This window comes from Pseudomonas sp. JL23 (assembly GCF_056933585.1).
Genome location: NZ_CM167795.1, coordinates 112082 through 135093, shown reverse-complemented (window position 1 = coordinate 135093; position 23012 = coordinate 112082). Strand labels below are relative to the sequence as shown.

Annotated in this window: 24 protein-coding genes and 1 other RNA gene; 12 read left to right on the top strand and 13 right to left on the bottom strand. The window is 59.9% G+C overall.

Going from position 1 to position 23012, the window contains the following annotated elements; translation table 11 throughout:
- Positions 1-101 precede the first annotated feature (101 nt).
- Both hemB and ppk1 read left to right on the top strand, forming a co-directional pair.
- Positions 102-1109 (top strand): porphobilinogen synthase, encoded by a 1008-nt coding sequence (gene hemB, locus AC1Z24_RS00645; RefSeq protein ID WP_259101236.1) that lies wholly within the window; start codon positions 102-104, stop codon positions 1107-1109.
- 18 nt (positions 1110-1127) lie between these two features.
- Complete coding sequence (gene ppk1 / locus AC1Z24_RS00640) at positions 1128-3350, top strand: polyphosphate kinase 1 (protein ID WP_259101234.1); 2223 nt, start codon at positions 1128-1130, stop codon at positions 3348-3350.
- On the opposite strand, the gene ppx is transcribed toward ppk1, so the two are convergent.
- The 5 genes from ppx to AC1Z24_RS00615 all read right to left on the bottom strand — a co-directional run bounded on the left by ppx (position 3337) and on the right by AC1Z24_RS00615 (position 7784).
- Positions 3337-4839: an exopolyphosphatase gene (gene ppx, locus AC1Z24_RS00635; protein WP_483744177.1), complete on the bottom strand. Its 1503-nt coding sequence runs from the start codon at positions 4837-4839 to the stop codon at positions 3337-3339. The two genes, ppk1 and ppx, sit on opposite strands and share 14 nt — an antisense overlap.
- 92 nt (positions 4840-4931) lie before the next feature.
- Positions 4932-5663: an amino acid ABC transporter ATP-binding protein gene (locus tag AC1Z24_RS00630; protein ID WP_483744176.1), complete on the bottom strand. Its 732-nt coding sequence runs from the start codon at positions 5661-5663 to the stop codon at positions 4932-4934.
- Positions 5650-6300 carry an amino acid ABC transporter permease gene (locus AC1Z24_RS00625; protein WP_483746494.1) on the bottom strand — a complete coding sequence of 217 codons (651 nt, stop codon included), beginning with the start codon at positions 6298-6300 and terminating at the stop codon, positions 5650-5652. Before AC1Z24_RS00625 ends, AC1Z24_RS00630 begins: the two co-directional genes overlap by 14 nt.
- Positions 6297-6962 (bottom strand): amino acid ABC transporter permease, encoded by a 666-nt coding sequence (locus tag AC1Z24_RS00620; protein ID WP_483744175.1) that lies wholly within the window; start codon positions 6960-6962, stop codon positions 6297-6299. Before AC1Z24_RS00620 ends, AC1Z24_RS00625 begins: the two co-directional genes overlap by 4 nt.
- Positions 6963-6998: 36 nt before the next feature.
- Complete coding sequence (locus AC1Z24_RS00615; protein WP_483744174.1) at positions 6999-7784, bottom strand: transporter substrate-binding domain-containing protein; 786 nt, start codon at positions 7782-7784, stop codon at positions 6999-7001.
- A 336-nt stretch (positions 7785-8120) separates the two neighbouring features.
- Between AC1Z24_RS00615 and AC1Z24_RS00610 the strand changes: the two genes are divergently transcribed.
- The 6 genes from AC1Z24_RS00610 to AC1Z24_RS00585 all read left to right on the top strand — a co-directional run bounded on the left by AC1Z24_RS00610 (position 8121) and on the right by AC1Z24_RS00585 (position 15313).
- Complete coding sequence (locus AC1Z24_RS00610) at positions 8121-8825, top strand: FadR/GntR family transcriptional regulator (protein ID WP_483744173.1); 705 nt, start codon at positions 8121-8123, stop codon at positions 8823-8825.
- A 121-nt stretch (positions 8826-8946) separates the two neighbouring features.
- Complete coding sequence (gene trxA, locus AC1Z24_RS00605; protein ID WP_483744172.1) at positions 8947-9276, top strand: thioredoxin TrxA; 330 nt, start codon at positions 8947-8949, stop codon at positions 9274-9276.
- 233 nt (positions 9277-9509) lie between these two features.
- The gene (gene rho, locus AC1Z24_RS00600) at positions 9510-10769 is read left to right on the top strand and encodes a transcription termination factor Rho (protein WP_259101221.1); all 1260 of its coding nucleotides are present in this window, start codon (positions 9510-9512) and stop codon (positions 10767-10769) included.
- A gap of 83 nt (positions 10770-10852) precedes the next feature.
- On the top strand, positions 10853-12808 hold the full coding sequence (locus tag AC1Z24_RS00595) for an acyltransferase family protein (protein WP_483744171.1): 1956 nt from the start codon (positions 10853-10855) through the stop codon (positions 12806-12808).
- 70 nt (positions 12809-12878) lie between these two features.
- Complete coding sequence (ubiD, locus tag AC1Z24_RS00590; RefSeq protein WP_483744170.1) at positions 12879-14345, top strand: 4-hydroxy-3-polyprenylbenzoate decarboxylase; 1467 nt, start codon at positions 12879-12881, stop codon at positions 14343-14345.
- The gene (locus AC1Z24_RS00585; protein WP_483744169.1) at positions 14345-15313 is read left to right on the top strand and encodes a CDP-6-deoxy-delta-3,4-glucoseen reductase; all 969 of its coding nucleotides are present in this window, start codon (positions 14345-14347) and stop codon (positions 15311-15313) included. The genes ubiD and AC1Z24_RS00585 overlap by 1 nt, the downstream gene beginning before the upstream one ends.
- A gap of 6 nt (positions 15314-15319) precedes the next feature.
- Here AC1Z24_RS00585 and AC1Z24_RS00580 read toward each other — a convergent pair whose 3' ends face one another.
- Entirely contained in the window at positions 15320-15787 is a 468-nt protein-coding gene (locus AC1Z24_RS00580; protein WP_483744168.1) for a sn-glycerol-3-phosphate transporter, read from the bottom strand.
- 299 nt (positions 15788-16086) lie between these two features.
- Here AC1Z24_RS00580 and AC1Z24_RS00575 point away from each other — a divergent pair, with 299 nt between their 5' ends.
- On the top strand, positions 16087-16761 hold the full coding sequence (locus AC1Z24_RS00575; RefSeq protein ID WP_259101209.1) for a gamma-glutamylcyclotransferase: 675 nt from the start codon (positions 16087-16089) through the stop codon (positions 16759-16761).
- 95 nt (positions 16762-16856) lie between these two features.
- On the opposite strand, the gene glpT is transcribed toward AC1Z24_RS00575, so the two are convergent.
- The gene (gene glpT, locus AC1Z24_RS00570; protein ID WP_483744167.1) at positions 16857-18197 is read right to left on the bottom strand and encodes a glycerol-3-phosphate transporter; all 1341 of its coding nucleotides are present in this window, start codon (positions 18195-18197) and stop codon (positions 16857-16859) included.
- Positions 18198-18382: 185 nt separating this feature from the next.
- On the bottom strand, positions 18383-19360 hold the full coding sequence (locus tag AC1Z24_RS00565) for an NADPH:quinone oxidoreductase family protein (RefSeq protein WP_483744166.1): 978 nt from the start codon (positions 19358-19360) through the stop codon (positions 18383-18385).
- A 134-nt stretch (positions 19361-19494) separates the two neighbouring features.
- Between AC1Z24_RS00565 and AC1Z24_RS00560 the strand changes: the two genes are divergently transcribed.
- Positions 19495-19902, top strand: coding sequence for a flagellar basal body-associated protein FliL (locus AC1Z24_RS00560; protein WP_259101203.1), 408 nt, complete (start codon positions 19495-19497; stop codon positions 19900-19902).
- A 6-nt stretch (positions 19903-19908) separates the two neighbouring features.
- Here the strand turns inward: AC1Z24_RS00560 and AC1Z24_RS00555 are convergent, their stop codons facing one another.
- Entirely contained in the window at positions 19909-20361 is a 453-nt protein-coding gene (locus AC1Z24_RS00555; protein WP_483744165.1) for an EVE domain-containing protein, read from the bottom strand.
- Between the two features lie 190 nt (positions 20362-20551).
- Here AC1Z24_RS00555 and AC1Z24_RS00550 point away from each other — a divergent pair, with 190 nt between their 5' ends.
- Positions 20552-20707, top strand: a complete 156-nt coding sequence (locus tag AC1Z24_RS00550) for a hypothetical protein (RefSeq protein ID WP_483744164.1) — start codon at positions 20552-20554, stop codon at positions 20705-20707.
- A gap of 142 nt (positions 20708-20849) precedes the next feature.
- Here the strand turns inward: AC1Z24_RS00550 and AC1Z24_RS00545 are convergent, their stop codons facing one another.
- The 4 genes from AC1Z24_RS00545 to AC1Z24_RS00530 form a co-directional block, all read right to left on the bottom strand.
- A complete protein-coding gene (locus tag AC1Z24_RS00545) occupies positions 20850-21452 on the bottom strand; it encodes a 5-formyltetrahydrofolate cyclo-ligase (protein ID WP_483744163.1) in 603 nt (200 codons plus the stop codon).
- A 99-nt stretch (positions 21453-21551) separates the two neighbouring features.
- Positions 21552-21730, bottom strand: a non-coding RNA gene (gene ssrS / locus AC1Z24_RS00540) — 6S RNA.
- A gap of 31 nt (positions 21731-21761) precedes the next feature.
- On the bottom strand, positions 21762-22091 hold the full coding sequence (locus AC1Z24_RS00535) for a cell division protein ZapA (RefSeq protein ID WP_483744162.1): 330 nt from the start codon (positions 22089-22091) through the stop codon (positions 21762-21764).
- Entirely contained in the window at positions 22088-22297 is a 210-nt protein-coding gene (locus tag AC1Z24_RS00530; protein WP_259101194.1) for a TIGR02449 family protein, read from the bottom strand. Before AC1Z24_RS00530 ends, AC1Z24_RS00535 begins: the two co-directional genes overlap by 4 nt.
- Positions 22298-22456: 159 nt before the next feature.
- Here AC1Z24_RS00530 and AC1Z24_RS00525 point away from each other — a divergent pair, with 159 nt between their 5' ends.
- Positions 22457-23011 (top strand): YecA/YgfB family protein, encoded by a 555-nt coding sequence (locus AC1Z24_RS00525; RefSeq protein WP_483744161.1) that lies wholly within the window; start codon positions 22457-22459, stop codon positions 23009-23011.
- Position 23012: the final 1 nt, after the last annotated feature.

Below are 23012 nucleotides of genomic sequence, written 5' to 3'. Positions count from 1 at the left end.
CGGCCTCGAGTCGCAGCCTGAGTCAGACTGTTACACATTAGTCATAATGGCGGCTTATAACTGTCGCGCTTGCCCGCGTATGCGGGCTCAGGAGTCTCGCCGTGAGCTTTACCCCCGCAAACCGCCTGTTTCCTCTCACTCGCCTGCGTCGTAACCGTCGCGACGATTTTTCCCGCCGACTGGTCCGTGAGAATGTTCTGACCGTCGACGACCTGATTCTTCCCGTTTTTGTACTCGATGGTGAAAACCAGCGCGAAAGCATTGCCTCGATGCCGGGTGTCGAACGCCTGAGTATCGATCTGCTGCTCAAGGAAGCTGAAGCCTGGGTTGCCCTGGGTATTCCGGCACTGGCCCTGTTCCCGGTCACCCCTGTGGAAAAGAAATCCCTGGACGGCGCCGAAGCCTGGAACCCGGACGGCATCGCCCAGCGCGCCACCCGCGCCCTGCGTGAGCGTTTCCCTGAGCTGGGCGTTATCACCGACGTCGCCCTCGACCCCTTCACCACTCACGGTCAGGACGGCATCCTCGACGACAGCGGCTATGTGCAGAACGACATCACCGTCGAAGCCCTGGTCAAGCAGGCACTGTCCCATGCTGAAGCCGGTGCCCAGGTCGTTGCCCCCTCGGACATGATGGACGGTCGCATCCAGGCCATCCGTGAAGCCCTGGAGCACGCCGGTCACGTCAACGTGCGGATCATGGCCTACTCGGCAAAGTACGCCAGCGCCTACTACGGCCCGTTCCGCGATGCAGTGGGCTCGGCATTGAATCTGGGCAAGGCCAACAAGGCCTCTTATCAGATGGATCCGGGCAACAGCAATGAAGCCCTGCATGAAGTGGCGGCGGACCTGGCCGAAGGCGCCGACATGGTCATGGTCAAGCCGGGCATGCCTTACCTGGACATCCTTTTCAGGGTCAAGGATGAATTCAAGGTGCCGACTTTTGTCTATCAGGTCAGTGGCGAGTACGCGATGCACATGGCCGCGATCCAGAACGGCTGGCTGAGCGAAGGGGTGATTCTCGAATCCCTTACCGCTTTCAAACGCGCAGGAGCTGATGGCATTCTGACTTACTTTGCCGTCCGCGCTGCCCAACTGTTAAAAGGGTAATTACCCTCAGGATTATTCATGAATACCGAAGGACTCACCCAGGCCGCTGTCGAAGCAAAAGTCGAAGTCGACGCTCAGGAAGCTTTGCCAGTGGTCGAGCCAAGCATTGAGGTCATCCCGGCCATCGAGCCGCCCGTTGTGGCCGCTCCGGCCGTCGTCAGCCTCAATATCGACGACAGCAGCCTCTACATCCATCGTGAGCTGTCCCAGCTGCAATTCAACATTCGCGTGTTGGAACAGGCGCTGGACGAGTCGTATCCGCTGCTGGAACGCTTGAAGTTCCTGCTGATCTTCTCCAGCAACCTGGATGAGTTCTTCGAAATTCGTGTCGCCGGTCTCAAGAAGCAGATCACCTTCGCCCGCGAACAGGCGGGTGCCGACGGCCTGCAGCCGCATCAGGCGCTGGCCCGCATCAGCGAACTGGTCCACGGCCATGTGGACCGCCAATACGCCATTCTCAATGACATTCTCCTGCCTGAGCTGGAGAAGCATCAGATTCGCTTCATCCGTCGCCGCAGCTGGACGGTGAAGATCAAAACCTGGGTGCGCCGCTACTTCCGCGACGAAATTGCGCCGATCATCACCCCGATCGGCCTCGACCCGACGCACCCGTTCCCATTGCTGGTGAACAAGAGCCTGAACTTCATCGTCGAACTGGAAGGCATCGACGCCTTCGGTCGCGACTCGGGTCTGGCGATCATCCCGGCCCCGCGCCTGCTGCCGCGCATCATCAAGGTGCCGGAAGACGTAGGCGGCCCTGGCGACAACTATGTGTTCCTGTCGTCGATGATCCACGCCCACGCCGATGATCTGTTCCAGGGCATGAAGGTCAAGGGCTGCTATCAGTTCCGCCTGACCCGTAACGCCGACCTGGCACTGGACTCCGAAGACGTTGAAGACTTGGCCCGCGCCCTGCGCGGCGAGCTGTTCTCGCGGCGTTACGGCGACGCAGTGCGCCTGGAAGTGGCCGATACCTGTCCCAAACAGCTGTCGGACTACCTGCTCAAGCAGTTCAACCTGTCCGAAACCGAGCTGTATCAGGTCAACGGCCCGGTCAACCTGACTCGCCTGTTCAGCATCACTGGCCTGGACAGCCACCCGGAACTGCAATATCCGCCGTTCACTCCAGCAATCCCCAAGCTGTTGCAGAACAGCGACAACATTTTCAACGTGATCAAGAAGCAGGACATTCTGCTGCTGCATCCGTTTGAATCGTTCACCCCGGTGGTCGACCTGCTGCGCCAGGCGGCCAAAGACCCGCACGTTCTGGCTGTGCGCCAGACCCTGTATCGCAGCGGCGCCAACTCGGAAATCGTCGACGCTCTGGTCGATGCCGCGCGCAACGGTAAGGAAGTCACTGCGGTCATCGAGCTGCGCGCGCGTTTCGATGAAGAATCCAACCTGCAACTGGCCAGCCGCCTGCAGGCAGCGGGTGCGGTGGTGATCTACGGTGTGGTGGGCTTCAAAACCCACGCCAAGATGATGCTGATCCTGCGCCGCGAGGCCGGTGAGATCGTTCGTTATGCGCACTTGGGCACGGGTAACTACCACGCCGGCAACGCCCGTCTGTACACCGACTACAGCCTGCTGACCTCGGACGACGCCCTGTGCGAAGACCTGGGCAAGCTGTTCACCCAGCTGATCGGCATGGGCAAGACCCTGCGCATGAAGAAGCTGCTGCACGCGCCCTTCACGCTGAAGAAAGGCATGCTCGATATGATCGCCCGGGAGACCCAGTTCGCTCTCGAAGGCAAACCGGCCCACATCATCGCCAAGTTCAACTCGCTGACCGATCCGAAGATCATTCGTGCGCTGTACAAGGCCAGCCAGTCGGGCGTGCGTATCGATCTGGTGGTGCGCGGCATGTGCTGCCTGCGTCCGGGCATCGCCGGGGTTTCGCACAATATCCATGTGCGCTCGATCATCGGTCGCTTCCTGGAGCACACCCGGGTGTTTTACTTCCTCAACGGCGGCGAGGAGCAAATGTTCCTGTCCAGTGCCGACTGGATGGAGCGCAACCTCGACAAGCGCGTCGAGACTTGCTTCCCGGTCGAGGGCAAGAAACTGATTCTGCGGGTCAAGAAGGAACTGGAAAGTTATCTGACGGACAACACCCACAGCTGGATTCTGCACTCAGACGGCCGCTACACCCGTAGCACGCCGACCGGCAACCAGAACCCGCGCAGTGCCCAGGCCACTCTCCTGGAGCGCCTGAGCATCCCCGTCCTCAGCGTACAGTAAGGACGATGCCGACTCGGGTCAGCCACTCCGCTTCCAGCGCGAAGTCGGCCTGAGTCAGCTGGTTGTTTTCCAGCCAGCCATCCGGAAATTGAATGTCCAGCTGATTGTCGTTGGCGTTCAATACCGGCTGGGGCATTTCCTGGGTGCCACGGATGTGGTGGAACAGGATGGCGAAGCGCAGCAGCACGCACAGGCGAATCAGCTTGATGCCTTCATCGCCGAACTCGGCAAACTTGTCCTTGGGAATATTGCGCCGGTGGCCACGCACCAGCAGGGCCAGCATTTGCTGGTCTTCGCGGGAGAAGCCGGCCAGGTCTGAGTGCTCGATCAGGTAGGCGCCGTGCTTGTGGTAGTGATAGTGGGCGATATCCAGACCTACTTCGTGCACCTTCGCGGCCCAGCTCAATAGCTCGCGATACAGATCGTCTTCCAGATCCCAGGCACCGGCGACCTGCTCCAGCGCCAGCAGCGCCTTGCGCTCGACGCGGGCGGCCTGTTCCATATCGACGTGATAACGCTCCATCAGCGAAGTCAGGGTGCGCTCACGCACGTCTTCGTGATGATGGCGACCCAGCAGGTCGTAGAGCACGCCTTCACGCAGGGCACCTTCGCAATGATCCATGCGCTGCAGTTCCAGGGCATCGAAGATCGCTTCGAGAATCGCCAGGCCCGCCGGGAAGATCGAACGGCGGTCAGGCTTGATGCCGTCGAAGTCGATCTTGTCGACGTCGCCCAGCTTGAACACCTTGCGCTTGAGCCAGGCCAGGCCTTCGGCGTTGACCTCGCCGGAACCATGACCGTTAGCCTTGAGGGCCAGGCCGATGGCGCGGATGGTGCCCGAGGAACCGATCGCTTCATCCCATTTCAGGCGATGCAGCGCGTGCTCGATACTCATGATCTCAAGGCGCGCCGCCGTGTAGGCCTGGGCATAGCGGGCAGGAGTGATCTTGCCGTCCTTGAAATAGCGCTGAGTAAAGCTGACGCAGCCCATTTGCAGGCTCTCGCGCAGCAACGGCTCGAAGCGCTGGCCAATGATGAATTCGGTGCTGCCGCCGCCGATATCGGCCACCAGGCGTTTGCCAGGGGTATCGGCCAGGGTATGGGACACGCCGAGGTAGATCAGGCGGGCTTCTTCGCGGCCGGAAATGACTTCGACGGGGTGGCCGAGGATTTCTTCGGCACGGCGGATGAACTCGCCACGGTTACGGGCTTCACGCAGGGCATTGGTACCGACGATACGCACGGCGCCCAGGGGCATACCGTTGATCAGTTGGGCAAAGCGCTTGAGGCAGTCCAGGCCGCGCTGCATGGACTCTTCGCTGAGGCGACGCTCGTCATCGATGCCCGCCGCCAGCTGAACCTTCTCGCCAAGGCGCTCCAAAATGCGGATTTCCCCGAGATTGGCTTTGGCAACAACCATATGGAAGCTGTTCGAGCCCAAGTCGATAGCGGCAATCAGGGAAAGATTCTTGGCGGTGGAATTCGGCATAGTCAGCAAATCTCGGTCGATAACCGCGCCATCCTGCCATGATCCATGCCTGCCGCCAACGCGAAGCGCGTCAGCGGCTCCAGGGCGAAGGGTTATTGCTCGGTGGAACCGATGAAATTTGCCAGCTCCGGGGTCCCCGGATTGGCCATCAACTCTTTCGGATCACCGACCTCATGCACCTTGCCCTGATGCATGAACACCAGTTTGTCGCCGACTTCGCGGGCAAAACGCATCTCGTGGGTGACCATGATCAGGGTCATGCCATCGGCGGCCAATTGCCGCACGACGCTAAGCACTTCATTGACCAGCTCAGGGTCGAGGGCCGAGGTTATTTCGTCGCATAGCAGCACCTTGGGCGACATGGCCAGCGCCCGGGCAATCGCCACGCGCTGTTGCTGGCCGCCGGACAGTCGGTCCGGGAAGGCATCGAATTTCTCGCTCAGGCCGACCCGCTCAAGCATGCGCCTGGCCAGCTTCGCCGCATCAGGCCGGGAAACCTTTTGCACCACCTGCGGGGCCAGCATCACATTCTCGCCGACGCTCAAGTGCGGAAACAGGTTGAACTGCTGGAACACCATGCCGACCTTCTGCCTGAGCGAGCGCAGATCAGCGCGGGCGGCGTCCAGATATTCGCCATCGACTTCGATGACGCCGTCGTTGATCGACTCCAGGCCGTTCAGTGTGCGCAGCAGGGTGCTTTTGCCCGAGCCGCTGCGGCCGATGATGGCCACGACCTGGCCTTCCTCGACCGAGAGGTCGATGCCTTTGAGAACGTGGTGATCGCCGTAGTATTTATGCAGGGCGGAAATTCTAAGCAGAGGCATGCAGTCTCCTTTCCAGGTAGCGGGCACTGAGCGACAAGGGGTAGCAAAGCAGGAAATAGCCCAGGGCAACGAAGCCATAGACCATGAAAGGCTGAAAGGTGGCGTTGGCCAGCATGCTGCCGGTCTTGGTCAGTTCGGTGAAGCCGATGATTGAGGTCACCGCCGTACCCTTGACCACTTGCACCGAGAAGCCGACCGTCGGCGCCACCGCAATACGCAGGGCCTGAGGCAGGATCACATAGCGCAACTGTTCGAAGGGCGTCAGGGCCAGGCTGGCCGAGGCTTCCCACTGGCCATTGGCGATGGACTCGACGCAACCGCGCCAGATCTCCGCCAGATAGGCACTGGTGAACAGCGTCAACGCCAAAGCCGCAGCGACCCAAGGCGAAATATCGACACCGATCAGCGCCACGCCGAAGAACACCAGAAACAACTGCATCAGCAGCGGCGTGCCCTGGAACAATTCGATATACACCCGCGCCAGACGTCGTGGCAGTTTTCTTTCAGAAATGCGCGCGGTCATCACGGCAAGACCGATCAGCCCGCCGCCGATAAACGCGACCAGGGACAGCGCCAGGGTCCATTGCAGGCCTGTGAGCAGGTTGCGCACCACATCCCAAAGGGTGAAATCCATCAGCCTTTCCTCGATATGTAGCGACGCCCGATCCAGGCCAGCAACTGGCGGATCAACAACGCCATGCACAGATAGATCAGCGTGGTAATGATGTAGGTTTCGAAGGCGCGGAAGTTGCGCGACTGGATGAAGTTGGCAAAGAAGCTCAACTCCTCAGTGGCAATCTGCGAGCACACCGCCGAGCCAAGCATGACAATAATGATCTGGCTGCTCAACGCCGGCCAGACCTTGCCCAGAGCCGGAATCAGCACCACGTAACGGAACGCTTCGAAGCGGTTCATTGCCAGGGCTGCTGCCGCTTCCAGCTGACCGCGGGGGATGGCCTGGATACCGGCGCGAATAATCTCCGTCGAATAGGCCCCCAGGTTGACCACCATGGCCAGCACGGCCGCCTGCCATCCGGAGATCTGTACACCCAACGACGGCAGGCCGAAGAAAATGAAGAACAGTTGCACCAGGAACGGCGTGTTGCGGATCAGTTCGACATAGACCCCGAAAATCGCCGAGAACGGCTGAATCTTCCAGGCCCTGACGATGGCGCCGACGATGCCCAGGGCAACCCCGAGCACCGTACCGATGGCCGTCAGCTCCAGCGTGAACAAGGCCCCGCGCAATAACAGATCGGTGTTTTGCAGGACCGGTAGAAAGTCGAAGTGATAAGCCATTGGCAGTTCCCGGACGCGGTGATCAGAGCTGGGCGATCAAAGATCGGCTGGCAGAGGTTGCTTGAGCCAGGTCTGGGAGTTCTTCTCCAGCGCGCCGTCAGCCTTGGCCGCGTTGAGAATCTCGTTGACCTTGGCGAGCAGCTCAGGCTGGCCCTTGTTCACACCGACGTAGACCGGCGAATCCTTGAGTTTCACTTTCAACGCCGGGATACGCTTGGGGTTCTTCTCGCTGATCGCAACCATGACCACGTTGCCGCTGGCGATCAGGTCGGTCTGGTTCGCCAGGTAAGCGGCGATGGTGGAGTTGTTGTCTTCGAAGCGCTTGATGGTGGCTTCTTTCGGCGCGACGGCGGTCAACTCGATATCTTCGATGGCGCCACGGGTCACGCTGATGGTTTTTCCTTTGAGGTCGTCCACATTGGCGATGGCCGCTTCAGGCGGGCCAAACACCGCCAGGTAGAACGGCGCGTAGGCGCGGGAGAAGTCGATGACCTTCTCGCGATCCGGGTTCTTGCCCAGGCTGGAGATGACCAGATCGACCTTGCCGGTGGTCAGGTAAGGGATGCGGTTGGTGCTGTTGACCGGCGTCAGTTCCAGCTTGACCTTGAGCTGGTCAGCCAGCAGCTGTGCCGTATCGATATCCAGACCGCGGGGCTTCATGTCCGGGCCGACCGAACCGAACGGCGGGAAATCCTGAGGCACCGCGACCTTCAAGGTGCCACGCGCCGTGATGTCGTCCAGGCCATTGGCGTGGGCAGGTGCCTGGCTGAGCATCAGGCTGGCAAACAGAGCAGAGAGCAGGGCGCTGTAACGCTTGGTCATAGGAAATCTCCGGTTCATGCGAAAGAGGGTTCGTTGCGATATCCAGTGCAGTGCACAGCCCATGCCATTCATGGGCTTTTGCCATGATCTGTTTTCCGTATAGAGCTGCCGAAGGCTGCGATCAGGCCCGCAAGGCGGTCACGAAAGCCATACAACAGGCATGCTACGCGCGCCATCGCAGCCTTCGGCAGCTCCTACAGGTCAGACCAGTCATACCAATAATGCACCGCCTTGGAGCGCCGAAAAGCCGCGGCGCGCCACGCTTGGGCGTCACTTGCCGGATTGTTCGGATGTCTATAAAAGGAGGTTTTCCCGGACTGACCAGCCTGAACAGTTATGCCTCAGAATCCGATTGCAGTACCTGAAACAGCCTTCCGGGCGATCCGTAAATTGATTGTCGAGCAAGGCTATCAACCCGGCGACAGCCTGCCCTCGCAGCGGGATCTGGCGCTGTTGCTGGGTGTCAGCCGCGCTTCACTGCGCGAAGCATTGTCGTCGCTGAGCGCCTTGGGCTTGGTCAGCGTGCAGCCGGGCAAGGGCGTATTCGTCCAGTCGCTTTCTGAACCAGAACAGCGCAGCAGTGGTTTTTCCTGGCCATTCGCCGCCCAGGCTTCACCGTCCGACACTTTTCAGCTGCGCTACGCTCTGGAAGGCTTTGCTGCCGGTCTGGCCGCCGTGACCCTGACCGCCGACGAACACGACATCCTGGAAGACAATGTCGAAGCCATGCGCCTGGAGTTGCGCGCCAGCGATTTCGAGGCCGCCGCACGCCTGGACTTCGAATTCCACCGGCATATCCTCGTCGCCAGTGGCAATCAGGCCATTCTCGGGATCATCACGGCGGGTGCGGACATTTTTCTGGAAAGCCAGAAGCTACCGTTCATCCGCGCCGGCAGGGCCATGGAAACCTGGCAGGAGCACCGTAAGATCCTCCGTTCGCTAGGGCGACACGCCGCCGGGCCCGCGCAAAAAGCCATGCAGGAGCATATCCGCGGCGCAGCATTGCGCACCGGTATTGTCTTCACGGCACCGACTGGCTGAGCAGTGCCATAAGGCCACTTAAACGCAGCCATAGTAAGGCTCAATGATCATCAGCTTCCTGTACAGGACGAGGCCCGCTATGATGGTGCACGTTTTTTAGCCTACGACCTCGGAGAATTTCATGAGTAGCGACCTGATCAAACACGTTAGCGATGCGAGCTTCGAAGCCGACGTCCTCAAGGCTTCCGGCCCTGTGCTGGTGGATTACTGGGCTGAGTGGTGCGGCCCATGCAAAATGATCGCGCCTGTGCTGGACGATATTGCCGATACTTACAAAGGCAAACTGACCATCGCCAAGCTGAACATCGACGAGAACCAGGAAACCCCGGCCAAGCACGGCGTACGTGGTATCCCGACCCTGATGCTGTTCAAGGACGGCGAAGTCGCGGCCACCAAGGTCGGCGCCCTGTCGAAATCGCAGCTGCAAGCATTCCTGGATGCAAACATCTGATGATGCCTAAAGCCCCGCAAATAGCGGGGTTTTTTTCGGGATTCGCACTAGACGTCCTGAAAATCAAGTGTTAAATTCGGCCCCGCAACGGTTTCTCCGCTGCCCCCTGCTAGCCGTCGCCGACGCTCTCCTTTCGATGCTTGTTCGCGATCCTTTCGCCTTCTCTGCGGCGCAGCCTCTTTAAGCTCCCAAAGCTTAATTTCTCCCTCCATACATGATTACGTCATTCCCATATGAATCTGACTGAACTCAAGCAAAAGCCGATTACCGATCTGCTCGAAATGGCCGAACAGATGGGCATAGAAAATATGGCCCGTTCGCGCAAGCAGGATGTGATTTTCTCCCTGCTGAAAAAGCACGCCAAAAGCGGCGAGGAAATTTCCGGTGATGGCGTGCTGGAGATCCTCCAGGACGGCTTCGGTTTCCTGCGCTCCGCAGACGCTTCCTATCTGGCCGGCCCTGACGATATCTACGTCTCGCCAAGCCAGATCCGTCGCTTCAACCTGCGTACGGGCGACACCATCGTTGGCAAGATCCGCCCTCCGAAGGAAGGCGAGCGTTACTTCGCACTGTTGAAGGTCGACACGATCAACTTCGACCGTCCGGAAAACGCGAAGAACAAGATCCTCTTTGAAAACCTCACGCCACTGTTCCCCAACGTGCGTATGAAGATGGAAGCCGGCAACGGTTCCACCGAAGACCTCACCGGTCGTGTCATCGACCTGTGCGCCCCGATCGGCAAGGGCCAGCGCGGCCTGATCGTTGCTCCGCCAAAAGCGGGCAAGACCATCATGCTGCAAAACATCGCGGCCAACATCACGCGCAATAACCCGGAAGTTCACCTGATCGTGCTGCTGATCGATGAACGCCCGGAAGAAGTGACCGAAATGCAGCGCACCGTGCGCGGCGAAGTGGTTGCCTCGACGTTCGACGAGCCGCCAACCCGGCACGTACAGGTCGCCGAGATGGTGATCGAGAAGGCCAAGCGCCTGGTCGAGCACAAAAAAGACGTGGTCATCCTGCTTGACTCCATCACCCGTCTGGCCCGCGCCTACAACACCGTCATCCCGAGCTCCGGCAAGGTCCTGACCGGTGGTGTCGATGCCCACGCCCTGGAAAAACCAAAGCGTTTCTTCGGTGCGGCACGTAACATCGAAGAAGGCGGCTCGCTGACCATTATCGCCACCGCGCTGGTTGAAACCGGCTCGAAGATGGACGAAGTGATCTACGAAGAGTTCAAGGGTACCGGCAACATGGAGCTGCCTCTGGATCGCAAGATCGCCGAGAAGCGCGTTTTCCCGGCCATCAACATCAACCGCTCCGGCACTCGCCGCGAAGAGTTGTTGACTGCCGACGACGAGCTGCAGCGCATGTGGATCCTGCGCAAACTGCTGCACCCGATGGACGAGGTCGCTGCTATCGAGTTCCTGATCGACAAGCTCAAGCAGACCAAGACCAACGACGAGTTCTTCCTGTCGATGAAACGCAAGTAATCGGCTGAACCGCTCGATAAAAATGGTGTCCTTAGGGACACCATTTTTTTGCATTTTTTCGGGCCGCAGAGACAGGGAGTCCTATGCATACCTTTGGCAATCGGCGCGACATCGACGGCCTGCGGGCTCTGGCAGTCATTCCCGTGGTGCTGTTCCATTTCGGCCTGGGCGGGGTGAGCGGCGGCTTTGTCGGCGTCGACGTGTTCTTTGTCATCTCCGGCTATCTGATCACCGCCGTGATCTGTCGCGAGATAGCGGCAGGGCGCTTCAGTTTCGTCGACTTCTGGGCGCGCCGGGCGCGGCGCATCATTCCCGCCCTGAGCGTGGTCATTCTGGCGACTCTGGCCGTGGGCTGGCTGCTGCTCACGCCCCACGATTACTCGCAGCTGGGCCGGGCCGTGCGCTACCAGGCCATGTTTATCTCCAACATCCTGTTCATGCGCCAGGACAGCTATTTCAACCCTGCCTCAGACTTCAAACCACTGCTGCACACTTGGTCACTGTCGGTGGAAGAGCAGTACTACATCTTCTTCCCGCTGCTGCTGGTGTTGTTCAGCCGCTACATGCGTCATTGGCGCTGGCTGCTGTTCGGGCTGTTGCTGGTGTCGTTCGGGCTTAACGTCTGGGTGATCAAGCGCCAGCCGGATGCTGCATTTTTTCTGCTGCCGATGCGCGCCTGGGAGCTGCTGTGCGGAGCGATGCTGGCCGCGTTGCCGCCGCTACAACACAAACCCAAGCCGTGGGTGTTCGAAAGCGCCAGCCTGGCGGGCCTGTTGGCGGTGCTGTACGCACTGTTCTTTTTCGACAGAGAAACCCTGTTCCCCGGCTGGGCGGCGCTATTTCCTGTGCTGGGCGCCACGACGATGATCTGGGCCAACGGCCAGGCTGCGACTGTGGTTGGCCGCCTTCTCAGCCTTCGCGGGCTGGTGGCGGTCGGGCTGATTTCCTATTCGCTGTACCTGTGGCACTGGCCGATTTTCGTCTATGCCAATGCTATTTCGATCGACGGCATGCAACCAACGGAAGCCTGGGCCTGGATAGCCCTCAGCGTGGCCCTCGCCTGCCTGACCTGGCGCTTCGTCGAACTGCCGTTCCGGGAAAAGCAGTTTTTCGTCAGCCAGCGCTCGATGCTCTGCGCAGGTATGGTTTGCCTGTTGGTGTTGGGCTTGGCGGGCCAATGGGTTCGCTCCGTCGATGGCGTGCCCGAACGCCTGTCAGGCCAGGCCATGCGATACGCCGAAGCCCGGGACTGGCAGCAAGGGCAAATGGGCTGCCTGCTGCAGAAGGACAGTCCGGACCTGGGCAAAATTTGCCGATTCGGCGGCGATGAAAACACCCCGCCCGTGCAACTGGTCTGGGGCGACAGCCATGCCGCCGCGCTGCTGCCCGCCATTCAGGCCGATGCCCGGCGCTATGGCATCGCCGTGTGGCTGGCGGCCCTGTCCGGTTGCCCCCCGATCCAGAGCCACGAAACCCGCGACCAGTGCCAGGACTTCAACGCCCGGACCCTGGAAGCGGTCAAGCAACACAAGATTCATGACGTGATCCTCGCTGCGCGCTGGAGCCTGTACCTCTACGGCGAAGAGGATGGCGACCGCGAGCATGTGCTGTATCACCGCGACAGCGTGCCTGACGCCGAACAGCAGGTAGCGCGCGACCTGACGCGCATGATTGCCGCCCTGCGTGCAGCTGGAGCACGGGTGTGGATTTTCAAGGAGGTGCCGCTGCAACGCCAGGGCACCGTAGCCCGCCTGAGCAGCCTGGCGATGGTCGGGCGCTCTGCCGAGGCCGTCGGGCGACCTTTGGCCGAGCATCAAGAGCGCCAGCATTTTCTCACTACGCTGTTCCATCGCCTCAGCGTGCAGGACCCGCAGGTGCAGGTGCTCGACCCCGCGCCACTGCTGTGTCAATCGGGTGTCTGTCGGGCCGAGTTCGACGGTTATTCGCAGTACATGGACGAAAATCACCTGTCGGATCAGGGTGGCGAGCGCATGAAGCCGCTGTTGGCCCCGATCTTCTTGAGCGAAAACGCCCGTTAGCACGCTCCAAGGATGGCGCCATGCTTCAGAGCAGGTAGGATGTGCGTCTATTTTATGAGTGGCCGGGTTAATGAAATTCAACGACCTACGCGATTTCGTGCAGCAGTTAGAGCAGCGCGGAGAGCTGAAACGCATCCAAGTGCCCATTTCCCCTGTGCTGGAAATGACCGAAGTCTGTGACCGGACCTTGCGCGCCAAGGGCCCGGCACTGCTCTTTGAAAAACCCACCGGCTTCGACATTCCGGTGCTCGGCAATCTGTTCGGCACCCCCGAGCGCGTGGCTATGGGCATGGGCGCCGAATCGACCGAAGAACTGCGCGAGATCGGCAAGCTGCTGGCCTTCCTGAAAGAGCCCGAGCCGCCCAAGGGCTTGAAAGATGCCTGGTCCAAGCTGCCGATCTTCAAAAAAGTCATCGCCATGGCCCCGAAAGTGGTCAAGGACGCGCCTTGCCAGGACATCGTCATCGAAGGTGACGATGTCGACCTCGGCATGTTGCCGGTGCAGACCTGTTGGCCGGGCGACGTCGCCCCGCTGATCACCTGGGGCCTGACCGTCACTCGCGGGCCGAACAAGGAGCGGCAGAACCTGGGCATCTATCGCCAGCAGGTCATCGGCCGCAACAAAGTCATCATGCGCTGGCTCAGCCATCGCGGCGGCGCCCTGGACTTCAAGGAGTGGAAGGACAAGCACCCCGGCGAGCCGTTCCCGGTGGCCGTGGCCCTGGGCGCAGACCCTGCGACCATTCTAGGCGCCGTGACGCCGGTGCCGGACAGCCTCTCCGAATACGCCTTCGCCGGCCTGCTGCGGGGCAGTCGCACCGAGCTGATCAAATGCCGTGGCAACGACCTGCAGGTCCCGGCCAGTGCCGAGTTCGTTCTGGAAGGGGTGATTTATCCGAACGAAATGGCCGATGAAGGTCCGTATGGCGACCACACCGGCTATTACAACGAAGTCGACAGCTTCCCGGTGTTTACCGTGCAGCGCATCACCCATCGCATCAAGCCGATCTACCACAGCACCTACACCGGTCGGCCGCCGGACGAGCCAGCCATTCTCGGCGTGGCGCTGAACGAAGTGTTCGTACCGATCCTGCAAAAGCAGTTCCCGGAGATCACCGACTTCTACCTGCCGCCCGAAGGTTGCTCCTACCGCATGGCCGTCGTGACCATGAAGAAGCAGTACCCCGGCCACGCCAAGCGTGTGATGCTGGGTGTGTGGTCGTTTTTGCGACAGTTCATGTACACCAAGTTCGTTATTGTCACCGACGACGACATCAACGCCCGTGACTGGAACGACGTCATCTGGGCCATCACCACGCGCATGGACCCCAAGCGCGATACGGTGATGATCGACAACACGCCCATTGATTACCTGGACTTCGCGTCACCGGTATCGGGGCTGGGGTCGAAGATGGGGCTGGACGCAACGCATAAATGGCCGGGTGAAACGACCCGCGAATGGGGTCGGGCAATCGTCAAGGACGAGGCCGTAACCCGCCGGATCGACGACATCTGGAATCAGTTGGGAATAGATTGATGCGCGTAACCTTGCAGCCATCGGGCGCAGTGCTGGAAACCTTGCCGGGTGAGCGGATTCTCGACGCCGCCCAGCGCCTGGGCTACGAATGCCCACAGAGCTGTCGCAATGGCAATTGCCATGTCTGCGCGGCACTGCTGGTCTCGGGCCAGGTCAGCCAGAACGGCGAGACACTCACCCATGGCGAGATCTACACCTGTGTCGCCGAGCCGCTGCAAGATTGTGAGCTGCTGTGGGACGGTATTCTTGCGCCGGGCGAACTGCCCGTGCGCACCTTTGCCTGCCAGGTCAGTGAATGCGCCGAGGTTGGCGGCGATGTCTGGCGTGTCGGGCTGCGGGCGCCAGCAGGCAAGGCGCCGCGTTATCACGCCGGTCAGTACCTGATGATCCACCGCGAGAACGGTGAGAAATCGGCGTTCTCCCTGGCCAGCGCGCCCCATAGCGGCCGCGACCTGGAAATGCACGTGTTGGTGCGCGAAGCCAGCGCCCAGAGCCTGATCGAACAACTGCAACGCAACGGTATCGCCAAGGTCGATCTGCCTTTTGGCGATACCCATCTGGCCGAGCTGCCCGACGGGCCACTGGTGCTGATCGCTGCCGGGACCGGCATGGCGCAGATGCACAGCCTGATCGAACACTGCCGCGCCAAGGGCTTCAAGCATCCGGTGCACTTGTACTGGGGTGTTCGTCGCCCGGAAGACTTCTACGAAATCCGCCATTGGGACGAGTGGAAGAGCCTGCCCAATCTGTATCTGCACAAGATCGTCAGCGACCTGTGCGGCTGGGAAGGGCGTTGCGGCATGCTGCACGAGGCCGTCTGCGAAGACCTAACCGATCTGTCCGGGGTGCACGTTTATGGCAGCGGCTCACCGGCAATGATCTATGCCACTCTCGACGCCCTGGTGGCTGCGGGCATGGACGCGCATCAGATGCGCGCCGACGTGTTCGCCTATGCACCGCGCGGCTAAGCGAATCTAGAAACGCAGCCCCAGATTGAGAATCGCGACGGAAGTGCCCAATAGCGCCACTTCCGTCGTGACCGGCCCCAGATGCATGCCCAGGGCGGGAACCACCACCGGCGCGACACCAAAGCGATTCAAGGGGATTTTGTCGCGATACTTGCCCCGGTAGCCGTGCAGCAAGCCACCGCTGACCTTCAGGTAAAGCGGATAGTCGGTACTGTCGAAGCGCATGCCGCCGTAGGCGTAGACCGAGCGTTGCTCGTAGGTATTGCGAAAAGTCGCCGCCCCGTACAGCAAACCCGAAGCCTCATTGCGCTCCAGGCCAATCAGGTTTTGCCGATTGTTATGCTCGGGATCCGGGTTGAAGTGACGCGTATACACGCTGGTCTGGACCTGCCAGAACGCGCCGTCTTCGCCGGCATGAGTGTCCTGCACCACACCGCATAACAGTATCAGTGCTACCAACAGCACAGCTTTCATCGCTCAACCCTGCCTATCGCTCGCAAAGGGCGGCTTTATAAACAATGCGTTTATAGGCTCGATAGCTGAAAAGTCAGCAGTTAACGTAGGACATTTCCCAAATTTGCGCCAAGCGGGAGATTTGCTGGATTACTAATTGCATCATGTGTTTTTGAATCGATTCAGCGTCAAAGAGTGACTGATGGCTTTTTGAGGCTGTCTGATAGTCATATAGCCAGTAAGCTTATTGGCTGATGCACTGCTTTTTTTCGCACGCATGGAACGCTACAACTGGTCATGCTTCGGCCAGGGGGAGCCCAATGAACAACCAAATCAATAGCTTGGCGACGGCCGTGCACGACGGCCTGGGCCTGACGTACCCGCCGGTCATCGACCTGGGCCCACAGCTGACCCACGAGCAATTGATCCACTCGATGGAAAATACCCTGCAGCGCCATCATGGTGGCCCGGTCTGGCTGTTCGCCTATGGGTCATTGATCTGGCGCCCCGAATGCTCTGCCGTGGAGCGCCAGCGGGGGCGCGTGCACGGCTACCATCGCGGTCTGTATCTGTGGTCCCACGAACATCGCGGCACACCGGAACAACCGGGGCTGGTGTTCGGCCTCGACCGCGGCGGTTCATGCAGTGGCTTTGCCTACCGCCTGCCGGAAGAAAACCTCAAGGAATCGTTGCTCGCACTGTGGCAACGGGAAATGCCGTATCCATCCTATCGCCCACACTGGCTCAGTTGCCGCCTGGAAGACGGCCGCCGGGTTCAGGCGTTGGGTTTTGTTCTGGAGCGGCATTTGCCCAGCTATGCCGGCAACCTGCCTGATAGCGTACTTAGCCAGGTACTGGCCAGTGCCAGCGGTCGCTACGGCACGACCCGCGACTACGTCGAGCAGACCGCCAGCGCCCTACGCAGTCACGCCATGCCAGACCTCAACCTCGAGGCCCGGCTCAAACGCTGCCGGGTTGATTGCCAGACGGTTTGATGGCCGCCCGATCATCTGCCCCGTAGGACCGGCTTTAGCCGCGAGGACGCCCTCCCGGCTAAAGCCGGTTCTACATGACTGCTACGTGCAATAGCTTATTTGCGACTCACACTCGCCACCTGCTTATGCCAAAGCGTCGGCAGCAGGAAGACAATCGACAGCACACACGCGATCAGCAGCAGAACAAAACCACCGTCCCAGCCGAAGTGGTCCACCGTGTAGCCCATCGCTGCGCTGGCTGCGACCGAACCGCCCAGATATCCGAACAGACCGGTAAAGCCTGCTGCCGTACCTGCCGCCTTCTTCGGCGCCAGCTCCAGTGCCTGCAAGCCGATCAGCATGACCGGGCCGTAGATCAGGAAGCCGATGGAGATCAGCGCGATCATGTCGATGGTCGGGTTACCCGGCGGGTTGAGCCAGTACACCAGAGTGGCAATGGTCACCATGACCATGAATACAACACCGGTCAGGCCGCGATTGCCCCGGAACAGTTTGTCCGACATCCAGCCGCACAGCAGCGTGCCGGGAATGCCCGCCCACTCGTAGAAGAAGTAGGCCCAGGAAGTCTTGTCGACGGTGAAGTGCTTGGCTTCTTTCAGGTAGGTCGGCGCCCAGTCCAGTACGCCATAGCGCAGCAGATAGACGAAAACGTTGGCCAGGGCGATGTACCAGAGCATTTTGTTGCGCAGTACGTATTTGACGAAGATTTCCTTGGCGGTGAATTCTTCCTCATGGCTCTCGTCGTAGCCTTCCGGATAGTCGTTCTTGTAGTGCTCGATGGGCGGCAAGCCGACCGATTGTGGGGTGTCGCGCATGGTTGCGAAGGCAAACAGCGCGACCAGCAGGGCCACAGCGGCCGGGACGTAGAACGCCGCATGCCAGTCGTTGGTCCAGCCCATACCCAACAGGAACAGCGGGCCGATCAGGCCACCGCCGACGTTGTGCGCCACGTTCCACACCGACACCACGCCGCCACGTTCTTTCTGCGACCACCAGTGCACCATGGTCCGCCCGCTCGGCGGCCAACCCATGCCCTGGGCCCAGCCGTTGATGAACAGCAGGATAAACATGATGGCAACACTGGAGGTTGCCCAAGGCACGAAGCCGAACACGAACATCACCGCCGCCGACACCAGCAACCCGAACGCCAGGAAGTAGCGTGGGTTGGAACGGTCCGAGACAATGCCCATCAGGAACTTCGACAAACCGTAGGCAATGGCAATGGCCGACATGGCCACGCCCAACTGCCCACGGGTGTAACCCTCGTCGATCAGGTATGGCATGGCCAGGGAGAAGTTTTTGCGCAGCAGGTAATACCCGGCATAACCGAAGAAGATGCCTGCGAAAATTTGCCATCGAAGGCGGCGGTAAGTGCTATCGATCTTTTCTTCGGGCAGGGGCGCCCGGTGAGCGGCAGGACGAAAAAAAGCAAACATCGAAATCTCCATTTTTTGTTTTTTTCAGCGCGAAAGTGAATGTTACATTTTCGTTACAGAAAAAAGGAGTGTTTCTCGTCTGCATATTTGTAGGAAATGGCCGGATTGCCGTGTTCATTTGTGAACATTGTGAGCAGATGTAACAAGAGCAGTTGCTCCGCCTGAACAACGGAGCAACAGGGGGATCAACGAACCGCAACCACCACTTTGCCCACCGCTTTGCGATTGGCCAGCGAATCAATCGCCTCGCCCGCCTTTTCCAGCGGGTAGACCTGAGACACCAGCGGCTTCAACTTGCCCTCTGCATGCCAGGCAAACAACTGCTGGAAGTTGGCCGCGTTATCCTGGGGCTGACGCTGGGCAAATGAGCCCCAGAACACGCCCAGTACCGCCGCGCCTTTGAGCAGCGCCAGATTCACCGGCAGTTCGGGGATGCGTCCGCTGGCGAAGCCCACCACCAGCAGGCGGCCATTCCAGGCGATGGAGCGGATGGCCTGGTCGAAGAGATCGCCGCCGACCGGGTCGTAGATGACGTCGACGCCGTTGCCTTGGGTGAGGCGCTTGAGCTCTTCCTTGAGATTGCTTTCGCTGTAGTTGATCAGCTCGTCGGCACCGGCATTCTTCGCCACTGCCAGCTTCTCTGCGGAGCTGGCGGCAGCGATGACCCGGGCCCCCATGGCCTTGCCGATCTCTACAGCCGCCAGACCAACGCCACCTGAGGCGCCGAGGACCAACAGGGTTTCACCGGGTTGCAACTGTGCGCGCTGCTTGAGGGCGTGCATGGAAGTGCCGTAGGTCATGCTGAAAGCGGCGGCCGTGGTGAAGTCCATCGCGGGCGGGATCGGCAAGACGTTGTAGCCCGGCACGGCGATCTGCTCGGCGAAGCTGCCCCAACCGGTCAGGGCCATGACCCGGTCACCAACCTTGAGGTGGCTGATCTTTTCCCCCACTGCAGCCACGACACCCGCCGCCTCGCCACCCGGCGAAAAGGGAAAGGGCGGCTTGAACTGGTATTTACCCTCAATGATCAGGGTGTCCGGAAAGTTGACCCCGGCGGCATGAACGTCGAGCAGGATCTCGTTTTTCTTGGCTTCAGGGCTGGCCACTTCTTCGAGCACCAGGTTTTCGGCAGGGCCGAAAGCTTTGCACAGCACGGCTTTCATCGGGGCTATTCCTTTCGCGGTGATGGCCGATAAGTGTAGGTGGCGAGTTTTTTCGGTCAATCAGCATGCCCGGCCATGATGGCTTTCTATAAGCTGACGTATGCTAGCCAACAAATAGTATTGAGGAGTGGACTGTGAAAGCGTGGATTCTGATGATGATGGTGGCCTTCTCACTGCCTGCTCTGGCCAACGAAGAAGCCAAGGAAGAAGGTCCGCCCAAGGCTATTTATGTGTCCCTGACCCCTCCGTTCGTGGGCAACTATGCCTTGGATGGCGGCCCCAAGCTGCGCGTGTACAAGGCTGATATCGCCCTGCGCGTGACCGGTCCTGACGCCCAGGCCGCGGTCAAGCGCAACGACCCGCTGATCCGTAACCAGTTGGTCGCCCTGTTCTCGCAACAGACCGTCGACAGCATGAGCAGCGCCGACGCCAAGGAAAAACTGCGTCAGGAAGCCCTCAAGCAGGTGCAACAGGTGATGACCGACGAAGAGGGCAAGCCCATCGTCGAAGACCTGTTGTTCAACAACCTGATCGTGCAGTAAGAGCGTTCAGCGCAGCGCCAGGATCGCCGCCCATTGCTCGGCGGTGACCGGCATCACTGACAGACGGCTGCCCTTTTGCACCAAGGGCAGCTGTTCCAGCGCACTCTGCAGTTTCAGATAGCCCAAACCCAAGACCTTCGGGAATGCCTCGACGAACTCTACGTCAACAGCGCTCCACGGGTTCTTTTCGGCACTGGCCTTGGCATCGAAATAGTGGCTTTGCCCATCCAGCGCTGTCGGGTCCGGGTAAGCCGCTTGCCTGATCCGGGCGATCCCGGCGATACCCGGCTCCGGGCAGCTGGAGTGATAAAAGAAAAACTCATCCCCCGCTGCCATCGAGCGCAGAAAATTACGCGCCTGATAGTTGCGCACGCCATCCCAGCGCGCCTTGCCCAGCCCTTGCAGGTCGCTGATCGACAACTCATCGGGTTCGGATTTCATTAGCCAATAAGCCATCATCGAGACTCCTCAAGCAGGGAATGGGCAGGTTCTTAGACAGTTTGATGACAAACCGACAGTCGGCTGACGCCAGTATTTGCGAACTGCGTCATGTTGTCGGAGAATGCCGCCATTTTAAGCTTCACGCTGTTGCGCGGCCTATACAAAACCGATGCTGACATCGTATTGATTTGCCGAAGGGGGGCAGTCAATGAAACGCAAGCCGGATTTACTATGGATTCTGGTCATTTTGTTCGGCTTGGGCATCGTGACCACGGGCTATGCCCAGAGCCTGTGGGCCAACAAGTCAGATGCGGCCCCGATTGAAATCACTCAGCAACAGCAGAAAAAGCCGGGTAAGCATTAATATTTTCGGATTGGAATGCTGCCATCGTGGGAGCCGGCTTGCTGGCGATTGCGGTGGACCATTCAACTACGCTGCTGCGAGCGCTTCGCACTCGATCGCCACCAAGGCGGCTCCCACACCCGGCAAGCCAGTTCCTGCAACCTCAGGCCAGATACCAACGCTTATCCGACACCGTCCCCGCCAGCGGCACATCCCAGCTGGCCTGGGCCAGGCGCGGGACCTTCTGGCATTCGTGGGCCAGGCCCAATAGCGTCGGCTTCTTCCAGGTCTTGCGGCGCGACCGATACGCCAGGCTGCGGTCATAAAAACCACCGCCCATCCCCAGTCGCCCACCCTCGTCATCGAAGCCCACCAGCGGCATCAGAATCAGATCCAGCGCCCAGATCTTGCGTTGCCGCCCGGTATTGATCAGCGGCTCTGGAATGCGGAAGCGGTTGGGCCGAAATTTTTCCCCCGGCCGTACGCGCTGGAACACCATCTTGGTTCGCGGCCAGGCATTGAGCACCGGCAGATAGGTGGCCTTGCCCCGGCGCTGGGCGGCGCGCAGCAACAGACGCGGGTCGATTTCACCGTCCATCGGCAAATACAGTGAGACATGCCGGGCACGGCGAAACAACGGGTGTTGCGCCAATTGGCGATACAGCCCAAGAGCGGCCTGGCGTTGTTGACTGGGGCTGAGTGAACGGCGGGCCTTACGCAGCTGGCGACGCAATTGCTGGCGCGAGGGCGGGGCGACATCGGTCATGCGGGCTGATCCATCGATGGTCGAACCGGGAACAAAGCCATCAGGACGATGACTTCATGCTGCTCACTGCCCGCTGTGCAGGCAATGAACATAAATGTGAGACTCCCCGACGAACCGCTGTCGGTGTAGCCCTTGAACCCGAAAGTTCAAGGTGGAGATTGCAGGAGGTCTTAAGGCTTTCCGTCAAGCGGACATGCACACCGACCCCAACGTGCAACCCCCGTGGTTGTGCGTATCGGCTCAGGGACATGACCGACTGGCAAGCACTCCAGGGAGCGGGCGCCAGTATACCGAAACATCTCGCAAGAATCAGCCTTGGGGTGTTCCCGGCTTGGAATCGGCGTCTTCGGCCAAGGCCAGATCGATGCGTCCGACCAGGTCACGTACCTGTTCACGAGTCGAGCCGCTGACCTGTACATCAGGCAGGCTCTGCTTGTGCAGCAGATCATGGGTGATGTTCAAGGCGGCCATGACAGCGATGCGGTCGGCGCCGATAACTTTGCCGCTGCTGCGGATTTCGCGCATCTTGCCGTCCAGGTAACGGGCGGCGGTGACCAGATTGGTACGTTCTTCCTGCGGACAAATGATCGAATATTCTTTGTCGAGGATTTGAACGGTGACGCTGTTGCCATTACTCATGAGTCTTGCTCCAGGGCCTTGAGGCGCGAAATCATGGACTCGACCTTCTGCCGGGCGATTTCGTTCTTTTCAATGAGGTGAGCGCGTTCCTCGCGCCAGGATTTTTCCTGAGCTAATAAGAGTCCGTTTTGGCTTTTTAGTTGCTCGACACGATTGATCAACAACTCCAGTCGGGTCATCAGCGCTTGCAGGTCGGTGTCTTCCATTGTTTTCCACTGAATACTTTCTGATGAGTGGTGCACGAGCTGGCTTTGCGCCAATACCATTGACCGCCGCTTTGGTGATCTTGTTGCGCGGATAGTCCAGTAACCCTACGATACAAGACCTTCATTCTAGACATTGCGCCCTTTGGCGACTAGCTGCCCATGCCCACTCAGAATTCCCCGTACAAAGCCTTCGCCACCCTGCTCGAAAACAGCGGCCATCCTGTTTCCCCGGCAGAACTCCACGGTCTGTTGCTCGGCCGCAGTTGCGCCGGCGCCGGCTTCGATAACGAGGGCTGGTTTGCCGATGCCTCGCAGCTGCTGGAAACCGAGCCGCAAGACACCGTGCGAATGGCCCTGATCGGCCTGCAAGAGATGGTCAAAGGCGAACTGACCAGTGACGACATGACCGTGGTCCTGTTGTTGCCTGGCGACGACGAGCCCCTGACCGATCGTGCAGCTGCGCTTGGCAAGTGGTGTGATGGCTTCCTGTCGGGCTTCGGCTTGACCATCGGTGGCCAGGACCTGAGCGCCGAAGCAAAGGAAGTACTCCAGGACCTCGCCGCCATCGCTCAAGTCCAGGACGCCCTGGAAGAATCCGAGGATGGCGAAAGCGATTACATGGAAGTCATGGAATACCTGCGCGTCGCACCACTGCTGCTGTTCACCGAGTGCAACAAGCCTGCGCCAGCCGAGGCCAAGCCTTCGCTGCATTGAT

What these genes read in the sequence shown, in the direction of transcription:
- AC1Z24_RS00535 (WP_483744162.1), bottom strand. Translation starts at nt 22,091, where the DNA reads ATGAGTAATGGCAACAGCGTCACCGTTCAAATCCTCGACAAAGAATAT.
- AC1Z24_RS00595 (WP_483744171.1), top strand. Translation starts at nt 10,853, where the DNA reads ATGCATACCTTTGGCAATCGGCGCGACATCGACGGCCTGCGGGCTCTG.
- trxA (WP_483744172.1), top strand. Translation starts at nt 8,947, where the DNA reads ATGAGTAGCGACCTGATCAAACACGTTAGCGATGCGAGCTTCGAAGCC.
- AC1Z24_RS00565 (WP_483744166.1), bottom strand. Translation starts at nt 19,360, where the DNA reads ATGAAAGCCGTGCTGTGCAAAGCTTTCGGCCCTGCCGAAAACCTGGTG.
- rho (WP_259101221.1), top strand. Translation starts at nt 9,510, where the DNA reads ATGAATCTGACTGAACTCAAGCAAAAGCCGATTACCGATCTGCTCGAA.
- AC1Z24_RS00620 (WP_483744175.1), bottom strand. Translation starts at nt 6,962, where the DNA reads ATGGCTTATCACTTCGACTTTCTACCGGTCCTGCAAAACACCGATCTG.
- AC1Z24_RS00615 (WP_483744174.1), bottom strand. Translation starts at nt 7,784, where the DNA reads ATGACCAAGCGTTACAGCGCCCTGCTCTCTGCTCTGTTTGCCAGCCTG.
- AC1Z24_RS00575 (WP_259101209.1), top strand. Translation starts at nt 16,087, where the DNA reads ATGAACAACCAAATCAATAGCTTGGCGACGGCCGTGCACGACGGCCTG.
- AC1Z24_RS00630 (WP_483744176.1), bottom strand. Translation starts at nt 5,663, where the DNA reads ATGCCTCTGCTTAGAATTTCCGCCCTGCATAAATACTACGGCGATCAC.
- AC1Z24_RS00525 (WP_483744161.1), top strand. Translation starts at nt 22,457, where the DNA reads ATGCCCACTCAGAATTCCCCGTACAAAGCCTTCGCCACCCTGCTCGAA.
- AC1Z24_RS00580 (WP_483744168.1), bottom strand. Translation starts at nt 15,787, where the DNA reads ATGAAAGCTGTGCTGTTGGTAGCACTGATACTGTTATGCGGTGTGGTG.
- AC1Z24_RS00555 (WP_483744165.1), bottom strand. Translation starts at nt 20,361, where the DNA reads ATGATGGCTTATTGGCTAATGAAATCCGAACCCGATGAGTTGTCGATC.
- glpT (WP_483744167.1), bottom strand. Translation starts at nt 18,197, where the DNA reads ATGTTTGCTTTTTTTCGTCCTGCCGCTCACCGGGCGCCCCTGCCCGAA.
- ubiD (WP_483744170.1), top strand. Translation starts at nt 12,879, where the DNA reads ATGAAATTCAACGACCTACGCGATTTCGTGCAGCAGTTAGAGCAGCGC.
- AC1Z24_RS00545 (WP_483744163.1), bottom strand. Translation starts at nt 21,452, where the DNA reads ATGACCGATGTCGCCCCGCCCTCGCGCCAGCAATTGCGTCGCCAGCTG.
- ppk1 (WP_259101234.1), top strand. Translation starts at nt 1,128, where the DNA reads ATGAATACCGAAGGACTCACCCAGGCCGCTGTCGAAGCAAAAGTCGAA.
- AC1Z24_RS00585 (WP_483744169.1), top strand. Translation starts at nt 14,345, where the DNA reads ATGCGCGTAACCTTGCAGCCATCGGGCGCAGTGCTGGAAACCTTGCCG.
- AC1Z24_RS00530 (WP_259101194.1), bottom strand. Translation starts at nt 22,297, where the DNA reads ATGGAAGACACCGACCTGCAAGCGCTGATGACCCGACTGGAGTTGTTG.
- AC1Z24_RS00550 (WP_483744164.1), top strand. Translation starts at nt 20,552, where the DNA reads ATGAAACGCAAGCCGGATTTACTATGGATTCTGGTCATTTTGTTCGGC.
- AC1Z24_RS00610 (WP_483744173.1), top strand. Translation starts at nt 8,121, where the DNA reads ATGCCTCAGAATCCGATTGCAGTACCTGAAACAGCCTTCCGGGCGATC.
- ppx (WP_483744177.1), bottom strand. Translation starts at nt 4,839, where the DNA reads ATGCCGAATTCCACCGCCAAGAATCTTTCCCTGATTGCCGCTATCGAC.